This window comes from Hydrogenobacter subterraneus, assembly GCF_055390195.1.
Map to the genome: position 1 here is coordinate 576,925 of NZ_AP042473.1, position 12,806 is coordinate 589,730.

Here is a 12,806-nt window from a genome sequence, read left to right on the forward strand (position 1 = left end):
TAGAATTTTGAACAATTTCTTAAACTGCTTGATTTTCTTAATATTTTATGGTATAATAAGAAGCAAAAATTACTAGGAGGGTCCCTATGAAGAAAGGCCTCATAGCCATAGCTATAATAGGCTTAGCCTTTGGGGAAACAAAGGTGGAAGAAAGACAAGTGGTGTCTATGGTTAAATGCGATGTGCCTTCAAATATTAAGCTAACTGTGGGTAATGTGAGATGTACTGCAGCAGGTTGTCAACAAAGTGGTGCTAATGTAAGCCCAGGACTCTTCCAACTTCTTCAGCTTGCAGGTGTTCCTAACTTTGAAGGCATTGGTAATGGTCTAAGGGATATGTTTAATACTGCTTTAAACCAAACTGGTTGCTTTAAGATCTTTGACAGGGAGGCTTTAGAGGCTATTAGGCAAGAGCTTGCCCTTGCCGGTAAGACTATGAAGGCCGAATCGGCAGACTACATTGTGCTTGCTAATGTAACATCCATAAACTTTGAGAGGAAAGGTGGAAACTTAGGGCTTGGTATAATACCCATCCTTAGCGCCATATCTGTAACAAAACAAACAGCACAGCTTGCCATGGATGTGAGGTTGGTAAAAGTGGAAACTGGTGAAGTGGTTTTTACCAAGACCTATACAGCAGAAGCTGGAAAGACCTCTTACGGCTTTGGTGGTGCTGGTTATGCCAGCGGTGTAGGCTTTGGAGGAACCTTGAGTGGTCTTTCTGGCACAGCCATGGAAGAGGTAGCAAGGGATATTATTATGAGAGCTTCTTTTGATATTGCTAAATTTTTAGTACCAGATAGGGTAAAAGAGGTAAAAGTGGAGGTTCCAAAGAAAGAAGCTCAAAAGCAGGAATCCTCCGAGTAGTTTTAATGCTCAATCGCACCCTACTTTTTGGCGAGGGGCTTTTTGAAACTATAAGGTGGAAGCCTCCAGAGGAAAAGTTAAAGCTTCATTACGAAAGGCTGGAGGCTTCCGCGAAGTATTTTGGCATACCTTACCCAAGCTATGAAGAGTTCTTAAAAGACATAGAAGAGGCTACAAAAGGAAGAGATGGACTTTATGTTAAATATTTGCTTATATCAAAAGGTGGAGACCACCTTACAGACAGGCCTCAGGACTATGGAAAACTCATAATAACAAAGGAATTAAAGTCTACACCAGAAAGGGTAAGGCTCTGCCTTTCTCCCCATGGAAGGCACTCCTCCGACCCTGTCTGCAGGCACAAAAGCACCTCTTACCTCTTTAACCTTTTGGTAAAAAGACATGCCCAAAATAAGGGCTTTTGGGATGGGATCATAGTAAACGAAAGGGGGCATATATGTGAAACATCTACGGCCAATTTGGTTTTTCTAAAGGGTTCTAAGCTTTACACGCCTGCAAAAGATTGTGGGCTTTTGTGGGGCACCACCCTTGAATTTCTCAGAAGGAAGCTTCCCATAGAGGAGGCTTATATAGATGTGCGTAGTGTGGAAGATTATGACTGTATAATGGTTTTAAATTCCCTTATGCTTTGTGCTGTGGTAGAAGAGTTTGAAGGAAAAAGGTTAAAAATTGACACTTTTGCCTTTGAAGAGGTTAGCCGTATCCTAAAATCTTTCCTATAGCTTCTGCAAGCACCATATCCTCTTGGTAGGTTATCTTTATGTTTGTGGCTTCTCCTTGGACTATACCCACTTTGTAGCCGTAATGTTCAAGAAGCATGGCATCATCGGTAGCAAAAAAGCCCTCATTCCTACCTTTAAAATGGCACTCAAGAAGCACTTTTCTATCAAAGCCTTGTGGTGTTTGAGAAAGCCAAAGGTTTGACCTATCCACTGTCTCAACCACTATACCATGTAATACCCTTTTGATCGTATCCCTTACAGGAATGGCTGGGATCTTCCCTTGGTATTCTCCAAGATTGGAAACCTTAAAGAAGAGGTCCAAGCTGGCAAAGGGTCTGGCACAATCATGGATAATTACCACCTCTCCATTGGCTTCAAGAAGGGCATTAAAGACCGAATCCTGCCTTTCCTTACCCCCTTGAACCTTTTTTACACCCTGTGGCAAGTGCCATCTTTCCATATCCTCTGGTGGTAGCACCAAAATTATTTCATCAAACTTGCCAAGGGTCTTTTCCAAGGAATGCATAAAAAGGGGCTTTCCTAAAAAGTTCTTAAACTGTTTTTTCTCGCCAAACCTTTTCCCTTCTCCCGCAGAAAGGAGAATAAGGCTTATCATTCTTCCTTCAAGCTTTCAATCTTCTCTATTATATCTTCCTTTAGCTCCTCCATTATAGGGTTTTCTGAGGAAAATACATAGCCTTCTCCCTTATCAAGCACCAAGCCAAGAAGATATAAGCCCTTTACTTCATTTTCCAGGGCTTCCCTTGTTATCGTATCCAAAAGTTTTTTTTCGCTTTCTGCATCTCCTATATTTACCCTAAGGTCCACAAACTCAAACTCTTCCACATCTATCTGATTGGCTGGGAGGCTTTCCCTTTGCACGTATACGGGCAAATAAACACAATATATTGTATATTCATCGCTATCTACCTTTTCCTTCAAACCTTCAAAAAGCCTTTCTACATAAGCCCTTACTTGATGTCTTACACTCATAGGGAATATTTTACAAGGTTATAGGACTTATGTAAAGTCAAATGGGAGGCTGTGTCAAAAATCCCAAGATAAAACACCAGCCTTGTAAAGAAAGTAAAATATAACCACCTATCAAGTCCTGCAATCTACCCATATTCCATAAAACAAACATGCACAACACCATAAGCCTCGCTACCTCATTTTAGATGTTTTGGTTGGTGGATGGTTTTGGTAGAATAACTCGGCTGGTTTGTAGATGTAGGAGATGTCCAAATTAGCCATTCTCATGAGATAAAGATTATATGAGTATTTTAAGAGTTCACTATTTTTGAAACACCCTCTATACTAATTTTTATGCACCATGTTCTATGGTATAATATCATATCTCATTTCTTAAGGAGGTCTGGTTATGAGCAGTCTTCTTCAAAAGGTGGAAAGTTTATACCTTCCTAAAAAGCAGTATGACAATTTTAAGGTGGGCGATACCATAAGAGTGCATTACAAAATTGTGGAAGGTGATAAGGAAAGGATTCAGCCCTTTGAAGGTGTAGTTATAAGGATAAAGGGAAGCGGAGCAGGAAAGACCTTTACCGTAAGGAAAGAATCCTATGGTGTGGGTATTGAAAGGACCTTCCCCTTCTACAGCCCCAACATTGAAAAGATAGAGATAGTAAAGTATGGAAAAGTAAGAAGGGCAAGGCTTTACTTCTTGCGTAAGTATAAGGGTAAGGAGGCCGTTGGCAAGATAAGAGAGATTAAGCCTTGGGAATTGAAGAAAAAGGGATGATAGAGTACGAGAAGCCTTATTGGGAGAAGGGCCTCCTTGTGGCTGGAGTGGATGAGGCTGGAAGGGGCCCTCTGGCAGGCCCTATAGTGGCCTGTGCTGTGATCCTTCCACCTTTTACAGAACCTTTTATAGACAAGGATTCAAAGGGAATGAGCCAAAAGGAGAGGGAGGAGGCTTATGAGATCATAAAATCAAAGGCCTTGGCCATAGGCACTGCTGTGGTTGATTCAAGCCTAATAGACAGGGTAGGCATACTCAGGGCAAACCAAATTGCCTTCAAGAGAGCATTAGAGGACCTAAAGCATAACTTCCATGTGGTAATAAGTGATTATCTTCCTGTGGAAGGCTATGAATGCATAGCCCTTGTTAAAGGTGATGAAAAAAGCCTTAGCTGTGCCTGCGCCAGTGTGGTGGCAAAGGTCCTAAGAGACAGAATAATGGAGCATTACCACAAAATCTACCCCCAGTATAACTTTGCAAAGCACAAGGGCTATGCTACAAGAGAGCATCTAAAAGCCCTAAGCCTATACAAAGAAAGCCCAATTCATAGGAAAAGCTTTTCACCCATAAAACAGATGAGCCTATTTTGATGCATGTGCCCGTATTGCTTGAACCAGCGGTAGACCTTCTTTTGGGCAACAGTGGAACACTCTATGTGGATTGCACCGTAGGCCTTGGAGGCCACGCAAAGAAGATACTTGAAAAGAATCCAAAAGCCTTCCTAATAGGCATAGACAGAGACCCCCATGCCCTTGAGATAGCGGAGGAAAACCTAAAAGACTTTGAGGGTAGGTTTAGCCTTTACCATGCCAACTTCTCAGACCTTGATGAGGTCCTCCGTATGGAAGGTGTCTCTCAGGTGGATGGTTTTCTGTTTGACCTTGGGGTCTCCATGCTACAGCTAAGGAGTCCAAGGGGGTTTTCTTTTCAAAGGGATGAACCTTTGGACATGAGGATGAACCCAGAGGACAGGCTTACAGCCTACCAAGTGGTAAACACCTACTCGGAGAGGGAGCTTGAGAGGATATTCAGAGAGTATGGAGAGGAGCCATATGCCAAGAGGGTGGCAAAGGCTATCGTGCTTGCAAGGGCAAAAAAGCCCATAGAGACAACGGGAGAATTGGTAAAGATAGTAACCTCCGTTCTTCCCTACAGAGGGGGGAGGATACATCCTGCCACAAGGGTATTTCAAGCCATAAGGATAGAGGTCAATCAAGAGCTAACTGCTTTAAACACAGCCCTGCATAAAACCCTTGATTTTTTAAAGTCTGGCGGTAGGCTTGTGGTCATATCCTTCCACTCCCTTGAGGACAGGATAGTTAAAAATTTCATTAAAAACCATCTAAAGGTATTGACAAAAAAGCCGATAACCCCTAATATGGAAGAGGTGAGGGAAAATCCAGCAAGCAGAAGTGCAAAACTGAGGGCGGGAGAAAAGCCATGAGATACCTCTGGCTTAGCCTTATGTTTTTAGGGATAAACCTTTTATACTCTGCTTACACCATAGACCTCTCTAAGGACTATGCTAAAAAGGTTGCCGAGCTAAAGAGGGAAAAGGAAAAATCCTTAAAATTAAAGGCCCAGATAGAAGAGCTAATAAATTATAAGACAGCAAAGAGCTACGCCGAATCCATAGGCTTTGAGCCTATTGACTGGAGCAAGGTAAAAATAGTCAAGTCATCTCCGTAGGGACAATCCTGTAGAACCTCTTTTTACCCACTTGCATCTGAAGCTCTTCCAAAACCTCTATCTCCTGGTTTGGATCCTCTATCCTTCTTCCGTTTATCTTGAGACCTCCACCTTCTATAAGCCTTCTTGCGGAGTTTTTAGAAGGTTCAATGCCAAGTTCAACAAGGAGTTCATAGGCCTTTTGGCGGTAGCCCCTTTTTACCTCTATAACCTGTGCATCTTTTGGAAATTCCCTTTTTGAGAAGGTCCTTTCAAAGAACTCAAGGGCCCTGTCCGCCTCTTCTTTAGAGTGGTAGCGTGAGACTATGTAGTGGGCAAGCCTCTTTTTTGCCTCCATAGGATGGAGGCTTTTCTTAAACTCATCTATCTCCTCTTGAGTGTAGTCTGTCAAAAGCAAGTAGTAGTCCCACATGAGTTCATCCGATATGGACATAACCTTTCCAAACATATCCTCTGGCCTTTCCGTTATGCCTATGTAGTTGCCGTAGGATTTGGACATCTTTCTTACACCGTCAAGGCCCACAAGCAAAGGCAAAGTAATACACACCTGAGGCTCTTGTCCATAGGCCCTTTGGAGGTCCCTTCCCACAAGTAGGTTAAACTTTTGGTCTGTGCCACCAAGCTCCACATCAGCCTTTAAGAAAACACTGTCGTAGCCTTGAAGCAATGGGTATAAAAACTCGTGTATGTAAATTGGAATGCCCTCTTTAAAGCGCTTTGAAAAGTCATCCCTTTCCAGCATCCTTGCCACCGTGTATTGGCCGGCAAGCTTTATTATGCCCTCCGTTCCAAGGTTTGAGAGCCATGTGCTGTTAAAGACGATGTTTGTCTTTTCTGGTATAAGCACCTTAAAGACTTGATGTTCGTATGTCTTTGCGTTCTCAAGCACCTCTTCCCTGCTTAGTGGCGGTCTTGTCTCACTCCTTCCCGTTGGGTCTCCTATCATGGCTGTAAAGTCGCCTATAACAAAGTAGACCTCATGCCCAAGCTGTTGAAATTGGCGGAGCTTTTGCAAAAGGACCGTGTGTCCCAAATGAAGGTCTGGGGCGGTGGGGTCAAAGCCAGCCTTTATGCGTAGAGGCCTTCCTTCCTTTAACTTCTTTAAAAGTTCCTCTTCCTCTATTATCTCTACAGTTCCTTGTTTTATGAGCTTTAGTTGTTCTTCCGGACTAAGCATGGTGGATTTAAAATTATAACCTATGAGGACAGAGCTTTTATTAGGTGGACAGTGGGTCTCAAAGGAAGAAAGGCTTCCTGTTGTATATCCATACACAGGAGAAAAGGTAGCAGAAGTATCAAAGGCGGATGAACAAGATGTGTACAAGGCAATAGAGCTGGCAAAGGAGGGCTTTGAAGAGATATCTTCCCTTACTCCCTACGAAAGGTATCAAATACTCATGAAGGCAAGCCAAATACTTAGCGCAAGGGCAGAGGAGTTTGCCAAGACCCTTGTGCTTGAGGTGGGAAAAACCATAAGAGAGGCACGCACAGAGGTCCAAAGGGCCATACAAACCTTGATCTTTTCTGCGGAGGAGGCAAAAAGAATAGGTGGTGAGGTCATTCCCATAGATGCCCACCCCAACGGAAAAGGTAAGGTGGGCTTTTACATGCGCGAGCCTGTGGGCATAGTCTCCGCCATAACACCCTTTAACTTCCCTTTGAACCTTTCTATGCATAAGGTGGCCCCGGCTCTTGCTTGTGGTAATGCGGTGATTTTAAAGCCTTCTGAGAGAACACCTCTGACACCTCTTATGCTTGGTGAGGTGCTGTTAGAAGCCGGCCTTCCTCCCAAGGCCCTTAGCATACTCCCAGGCTATGGTGATGTGGGAAAGGCTATGACAACGCATCCCGACGTTAGGGTGGTATCTTTTACTGGAAGCAGAAAAATAGGCGAGATCATCACAAGGCAGGCAGGCATTAAAAAAGTTGTGCTGGAGCTTGGTTCCAATTCGGCCATAGTGCTACACAAGGATGGGGACCTAAAAAAAGCGGTGCAGAAGACCGTGCTGGGAGGCTATGCCATAGCTGGGCAGGTTTGCATATCGGTGCAAAGGGTCTTTGTTCATGAGGACCTCTTTGAAGAGTACTTAAAGGAGCTTGAAGAGGCTGTAAGCAGGCTAAAGGTGGGTGATCCTATGCAAGAGGAAACAGATGTTGGTCCTATGATAGCCTTATCAGAAGTTCAAAGGGTTCAAGAGTGGATAGATGAGGCTTTGCAAGAGGGTGCAAGGCTCATAACCGGTGGTGTATCCTGTGGAGATAAGGTTTCCTCTGTGCTTTCTCCCACCATAGTCTCCCTTGTGCCTACCAATGTTAGACTCTTTAGGGAAGAGGCCTTTGCCCCTGTGGTGGTGGTAAACCCTTACAGGGATGTGGAGGAGGCCATAAGGATGGTCAACGACTCCGAATATGGCCTTCAGGTGGGTGTATTTACGAGGGATATTAACGTGGCTTGGGAGTTCATAAGGAAGGTAAAGGCTGGTGGGGTTCTAATAAACGAAGGTCCCAACTTTAGAGCGGACCATATGCCCTACGGTGGTGTTAAATACTCTGGCATAGGAAGGGAAGGGCCACGCTTTGCGGTAGAAGACTATACGGAGATAAAGATGGTTATCTTTGACCTGACCTAAGGCTGTAAAGGGCCGGTATTAAAAAGAGGGCAGTAAGGAAAGAAGATACTATACCGCCAAGCATGGGCAAGGCTATCCTTGAGATCACCTCACTTCCAGTGCCTTTTAGCAAAACTGCTGGCACAAGGCTTGCCACTATAGTTAGCATGGTCATGGCCTTTGGCCTTATCCTCTTTACCGCACCGCTATACAGGGCTTCATAAAATTCCTTGTCCTTTTCCCTTTCCAAGGCATGCATTATATATACCACCATAACTATGCTCATCTCTGCAGCTATGCCCAAAAGGGCCAAAAAGCCCGCTATGGATGCGATGGAGAGCCTAAAGTCCATAAGGTACATAAGCAAAAGGCCTCCCAAGAGGGAAGAGGGCAAGGTAAAGAGGACCAAAAAGGTCTCAAAGACCCTTCCCAAGCTGAGGTAGACCAACACCACTATGGTGGCAAGCACCATGGGCACTATGACCTTTAGGTCCTCTACAGCCTTTTTCCAGTATTCAAACTGGCCTGTCCAGGTGTAAAAGTAGCCCTGTGGAAACTTGACCCTTTCCTCTATCCTTCCTGTTCCCTCCTCCACTATCTTGTCCATGCTTGCCTCTGGCCTTGGCGTTATATAAACATAGGCCACAAGAAGGCCATTCTCAGACTTTACCTCCATAGGGCTTTCTACTCTTTTCACTTCTGCCACAGCCTTTAGGGGCACAAGCTTTTCTCCAAGAGGAAGCATCATATTTTCCAAGTCCTGCCTGTAATCCCTTGGCACTCCCAGTGTTATGCCATACCTTTCCCTTCCGGATATATAAAGGGATACGGGCTCGTTGGAAAAGAGCCTTTCAAAGGTGCCAGTTATATCCTCAAGGCTCAAGCCATAAAGCCTTAGTTTTTCCCTGTCTGGCACTACCTCAAAGTAGGTGGCTCCCGTTGTCCTCTCTGCATACACGCTCATAACCCCTTCCATACCATAAAGGGCCTTCTCTATCTCCTGCGCAAGCCTTACTACCTCTTCAAGATTGTCTCCAAAAACCTTTATACCCAATGGCGTTCTCACTCCAGTGGTTATCATATCTATCCTGCCCTTTATGGGCATGGTCCAGCTGTTTATAACTCCGGGAAACTGTAAGGCCTTATCCAGATCCGATATTAGCTTTTCATAGGTCATTCCCTCCCTCCACTGGTCTTCTGGCTTTAGGGTTATAACCGTTTCTATCATAGAAAGGGGTGCTGGGTCTGTGGCCGTGTTTGCCCTTCCAGCCTTTCCAAAGACCGTATCCACCTCTGGAAAGCTCTTTATTATTTTGTCTTGTATGGTCAAAAGCCTTTGGGCCTCTTGGATGGATATGCCGGGGGCTGTGGTAGGCATGTAAAGGAGTGTTCCCTCCCTTAGGTCGGGCATAAACTCCCTTCCTACGTTTTTGAAAAGAATATAAGAGGCAGGAATGGCCAAAATAGCCAAGACAAGCATGAGGTATCTTAGCCTTACAGCAATATGAAAGAGGGGAGTGTATGCCTTTATAAGCAATCTTACAAGGGGGTTTTTCTCCTCCTTTAGCACTTTTCCTTTCCCAAAGTAGAGCAGAAGGATAGGAATTAGGACTACAGATAGCAAGGATGCTACAAGCATGGCTAAGGTTTTTGTAAGCACCAAGGGACCAAAGAGCCTTCCAGCTTGAGCCTTAAGAGCCAGCATAGGCACAAAGGAAACGGCCACCACCAAAAGGGCAAAGAATATGGGCTTTCCCACCTCGGCGGTGGATTCTACAATGGCCGTCCTTAGGTCCTTCCCCTCCTCCCTCTTTCTTGTGAAGGTCTCCACCAGAACTATGGCGGCGTCCACCATGGTGCCTATGGCTATGGCTATGCCACCCAAGGACATGATATTGGAGTTTATGCCTGTGTGGTTCATGATTATGAAGGTTCCAAGTATGGAAAGAAGAAGGAATATAAGGACTGCAAAGCTTAAAGTGAGGCTAAGCAAAAATAGGGCTATGACTATGATGACAACTACAGATTCCTCCAAAAGCACCCTTTTAAGGTGGTCTATGGACCTCTCTATGAGGTCCGACCTGTCATAAACCGGTATGATCTTTACATCCTCCGGCAGTCCCTTTTTAACCTCCTCCAGCTTCTCCTTTACCTCCTTTATGGTCTTGTAGGCATCCGCACCAAAGCGCATCACCACTATTCCACCAACCGTGTTCCCAAGGCCATTAAAGTCCGCAGTACCCATCCTAAAGGCTGGCGTCTCAATCACTTTGCCTATGTCCCCAACTCTTATAGGAACGCCGTTAACCTCCTTTATGACAGCCTTTTCTATACCCTCCTTCTCCCTCACATAGCCCCTAACCCTTACTATAAACTCCCTTCCGTTTACCTCCACATACTTTCCACCCACCTCCATATTGCTCCCTCTTATAGCCCTTATCACATCCTCAAGGGATAGGCCGTAATGCATCATATGCTCGGGGTAAAGGACCACTCTGTATTCCTTTTCAAAGCCTCCTACAGAAGCCAATTCTGCCACATTGGGAACGGAAAGCAGGGCATACTTTAAATAAAAGTTTTGGATCTTCCAAAGCTCATCCAAGCTTCTCTTTTCTGAATAGAGCACATACTGATAGACCCAGCCAACGCCTGTGGCATCCGGGCCTAAGCTAACCTTTGCCTGTGATGGGAGCTGTGAGCTTATATAGGAGAGTTTTTCCAATACCCTTGACCTTGCCCAGTATAGGTCTGTGCCATCTTCAAAGATGATGTATACAAGGGAGTAGTTGGGCATAGAATAGCCCCTTACCACCTTCACCCTTGGCAGGCCAAGCATGTTGGAGACCAAAGGATAGGTGAGCTGGTTCTCTATAACCTGGGGTGCCTGTCCTATCCACTCGGAGTATATGATCACCTGCGTGTCTGTAAGGTCTGGCAGGGCATCTATGGGTGTCTTTTTCAAGGAATAGAGGCCATAAAGAAGTAAGAAGACAGAGAGGGTTATCACTATAAACCGGTTGTTCAAGAGTATTTCAGAAAACTTCTTCATTGCAGGTGCCTCCTCATAAGCAAGGCGTTTATGGAAACCACAAGGGTGCTCATACTCATAAGAAGGGCAGAAAGGGGCAGGGGCAAAAGCAGTCCCCATTTATAAAAAACACCAGCTGCCAAAGGTATGGCAAAGAAGTTATAGGCTGTAGCCCAAAAGAGGTTTTGAACCATCTTACTGTAGGTGAGGCTGGAGAGCCTTATGGCCCTTACCACATCCCTTGGGTCGTTCTTTACCAAGATTATCCCTGCACTCTCAATGGCCACATCCGTCCCACTACCTATGGCTATGCCCACATCCGCCTGCATCAAAGCGGGCGCATCATTTATACCATCTCCAACCATGGCAACCTTAAGGCCCTTCCCTTGAAGCTCCTTTACCTTTTCGGACTTTTGGTGTGGCAAAACCCTTGAAAAGTACTCATCAATGCCAAGCTCCCTTGAAACCCACCCTGCCACCTCCTCCGAATCTCCAGTTATCATCATCACCTTCTTTCTCATGGCCTTTATGCTTTTTATGGCCTCATAAGACTCCTTCCTTATGCTGTCGGAGAGGGCCAAAATTCCCCTAAGCCTGCCCTCTATCCCCACCCATATTACAGTCTTCCCCTGCTTTGAAAGCTTTTGTGCTTTCTTTACAATATCCTCATCCATAGCCATTCCAAGTTCCTTTAGAAAACCTTCCGTTCCCACCGCAACACTCATACCTCTCACTTTCCCCAGCACACCCTTGCCAGGATATACCTTAAATTCCTCTACAGGTTCAAGGTCAATTCCCTTAGTCTTTGCATACTGGACTATGGCCCTTCCTATGATGTGCTCTGAGTTTATTTCTATGCTGGCAACCAGCTTTAAAAACTCTTCTTCATCCATGTCCTTTACGTATACGTCCCTTAGGCCAAACTTGCCCTCCGTTAGCGTGCCCGTCTTGTCAAAGAGCACAACATACACCTTCCTCAAAAGCTCCAAAGAAAGCCTATCTCTGACAAGGATGCCCTTGGAAGAAGCGTAGGAAGTGGATATGGCTATCACCAAAGGGATGGCCAGGCCAAGGGCATGGGGGCAGGTTATAACCACCACAGATACAGCCCTCTCCATTGCAAAGCCCACATCCTTGGAGAAGTAAACCCAAATGAAGAAGGTGCCAAGGCCCACAAGTATGGCTATTATGGTAAGGTAAAAGGCTACCCTGTCTGCCAGGTTTTGAAGCCTGGTCTTTGACTCTTGAGCCTCCTTTACTATCCTCATCACCTGACTCAGATAAGAAGCCTCTCCCGTCCTCTCAACCCTTACCTTTATCACTCCATCCAGGCTTATGGAGCCAGCTATCACTTTGTCTCCTTCTTTTTTAAAGACAGGTATGGATTCTCCCGTCAGCAAGGACTCATCCACATGGGCATTCCCCTCAATTACTGTGCCGTCGGCTGGCACCTTTTCCCCAACCTTTACAAGCACCACATCACCCACCCTTAACTTGGCCGTATCCACCTCCACAAGCTCATCACCCTTTACAAGCCTTGCCTTCTTTGGAATAAGCTTGGCAAGCTCCTCAAGGGCCCTTGAAGCCCCAAGCACGGACTTCATCTCTATAAAGTGTCCCCAAAGCATAACCACAACGAGCGTAGAAAGCTCCCAGAAGAAGTCCATACCACCGCTAAAATGAGCATAAAAGCTGTAAGCAAAGCCCACGCTTATGGCCACAGAGACAAGGCTCATCATACCAGGCTTTAGGATCTTTAGCTCTTCCAAAGAACCCTTTATGAAGAAAGATCCTCCATACAAAAAGACAAGGCTTGAAAGGACAAGGATTATAAGGTCTCTGCCATAAAATTCTGGAAGGCTAAAGCCCAAAAGCTCTTGAAAGGCGGGAGAAAGAAGGACCACAGGCACACTCAAAAGGGTGCATACTATAGCCTTCTTCCTTATCTCGAAAAGGTGCATCTCATGGCTTGTGGCGGTAGTATGCTTGTGCTCGTGTTCGTGATGGGCGTGGTGGTGCATGGGTTATCCCTTGATTATGTACTTTGCAAAGGCTATTATCCCAAGCACTAAAAAGAGAATAACAAGGAGATAAAGTAGCCCCATGCCCCAACCC

12 protein-coding genes are annotated in these 12,806 nt (G+C 45.3%); 7 read left to right on the plus strand and 5 right to left on the minus strand.

Translation table 11 applies throughout. The features are described from left to right. The first annotated feature begins 86 nt into the window (after window positions 1–86). Together ACZ5GB_RS03265 and ACZ5GB_RS03270 are read left to right on the plus strand one after the other, a co-directional pair. Window positions 87–866, plus strand: coding sequence for a CsgG/HfaB family protein (locus ACZ5GB_RS03265; RefSeq protein WP_464327550.1), 780 nt, complete (start codon window positions 87–89; stop codon window positions 864–866). Window positions 867–871: 5 nt separating this feature from the next. After that, entirely contained in the window at window positions 872–1,606 is a 735-nt protein-coding gene (locus ACZ5GB_RS03270) for an aminotransferase class IV (protein ID WP_464327551.1), read from the plus strand. Here ACZ5GB_RS03270 and ispD read toward each other — a convergent pair. Continuing rightward, on the minus strand, window positions 1,578–2,222 hold the full coding sequence (gene ispD, locus ACZ5GB_RS03275; RefSeq protein ID WP_464327552.1) for a 2-C-methyl-D-erythritol 4-phosphate cytidylyltransferase: 645 nt from the start codon (window positions 2,220–2,222) through the stop codon (window positions 1,578–1,580). The genes ACZ5GB_RS03270 and ispD overlap by 29 nt on opposite strands. Beyond that, the gene (locus ACZ5GB_RS03280; RefSeq protein WP_464327553.1) at window positions 2,219–2,599 is read right to left on the minus strand and encodes a hypothetical protein; all 381 of its coding nucleotides are present in this window, start codon (window positions 2,597–2,599) and stop codon (window positions 2,219–2,221) included. Before ACZ5GB_RS03280 ends, ispD begins: the two co-directional genes overlap by 4 nt. Window positions 2,600–2,987: 388 nt before the next feature. Here ACZ5GB_RS03280 and rplS point away from each other — a divergent pair, with 388 nt between their 5' ends. From rplS to ACZ5GB_RS03300, 4 genes are read left to right on the plus strand one after another with little or no spacing between them, the layout of a single operon-like run. After that, on the plus strand, window positions 2,988–3,365 hold the full coding sequence (gene rplS, locus ACZ5GB_RS03285; RefSeq protein WP_464327554.1) for a 50S ribosomal protein L19: 378 nt from the start codon (window positions 2,988–2,990) through the stop codon (window positions 3,363–3,365). Continuing rightward, window positions 3,362–3,955 (plus strand): ribonuclease HII, encoded by a 594-nt coding sequence (locus tag ACZ5GB_RS03290; protein WP_464327555.1) that lies wholly within the window; start codon window positions 3,362–3,364, stop codon window positions 3,953–3,955. Before rplS ends, ACZ5GB_RS03290 begins: the two co-directional genes overlap by 4 nt. After that, on the plus strand, window positions 3,955–4,809 hold the full coding sequence (rsmH, locus tag ACZ5GB_RS03295; protein WP_464327556.1) for a 16S rRNA (cytosine(1402)-N(4))-methyltransferase RsmH: 855 nt from the start codon (window positions 3,955–3,957) through the stop codon (window positions 4,807–4,809). The genes ACZ5GB_RS03290 and rsmH overlap by 1 nt, the downstream gene beginning before the upstream one ends. Further along, window positions 4,806–5,054 carry a hypothetical protein gene (locus tag ACZ5GB_RS03300; protein WP_464327557.1) on the plus strand — a complete coding sequence of 83 codons (249 nt, stop codon included), beginning with the start codon at window positions 4,806–4,808 and terminating at the stop codon, window positions 5,052–5,054. Before rsmH ends, ACZ5GB_RS03300 begins: the two co-directional genes overlap by 4 nt. Here ACZ5GB_RS03300 and tyrS read toward each other — a convergent pair. Then, complete coding sequence (gene tyrS / locus ACZ5GB_RS03305; protein WP_464327558.1) at window positions 5,038–6,231, minus strand: tyrosine--tRNA ligase; 1,194 nt, start codon at window positions 6,229–6,231, stop codon at window positions 5,038–5,040. The two genes, ACZ5GB_RS03300 and tyrS, sit on opposite strands and share 17 nt — an antisense overlap. A 22-nt stretch (window positions 6,232–6,253) precedes the next feature. Here tyrS and ACZ5GB_RS03310 point away from each other — a divergent pair, with 22 nt between their 5' ends. Beyond that, complete coding sequence (locus tag ACZ5GB_RS03310) at window positions 6,254–7,684, plus strand: aldehyde dehydrogenase family protein (RefSeq protein ID WP_464327559.1); 1,431 nt, start codon at window positions 6,254–6,256, stop codon at window positions 7,682–7,684. On the opposite strand, the gene ACZ5GB_RS03315 is transcribed toward ACZ5GB_RS03310, so the two are convergent. Then, complete coding sequence (locus ACZ5GB_RS03315; RefSeq protein WP_464327560.1) at window positions 7,665–10,712, minus strand: efflux RND transporter permease subunit; 3,048 nt, start codon at window positions 10,710–10,712, stop codon at window positions 7,665–7,667. The two genes, ACZ5GB_RS03310 and ACZ5GB_RS03315, sit on opposite strands and share 20 nt — an antisense overlap. Next, window positions 10,709–12,712, minus strand: coding sequence for a heavy metal translocating P-type ATPase (locus ACZ5GB_RS03320; protein WP_464327561.1), 2,004 nt, complete (start codon window positions 12,710–12,712; stop codon window positions 10,709–10,711). Before ACZ5GB_RS03320 ends, ACZ5GB_RS03315 begins: the two co-directional genes overlap by 4 nt. Between the last annotated feature and the right edge of the window lie 94 nt (window positions 12,713–12,806).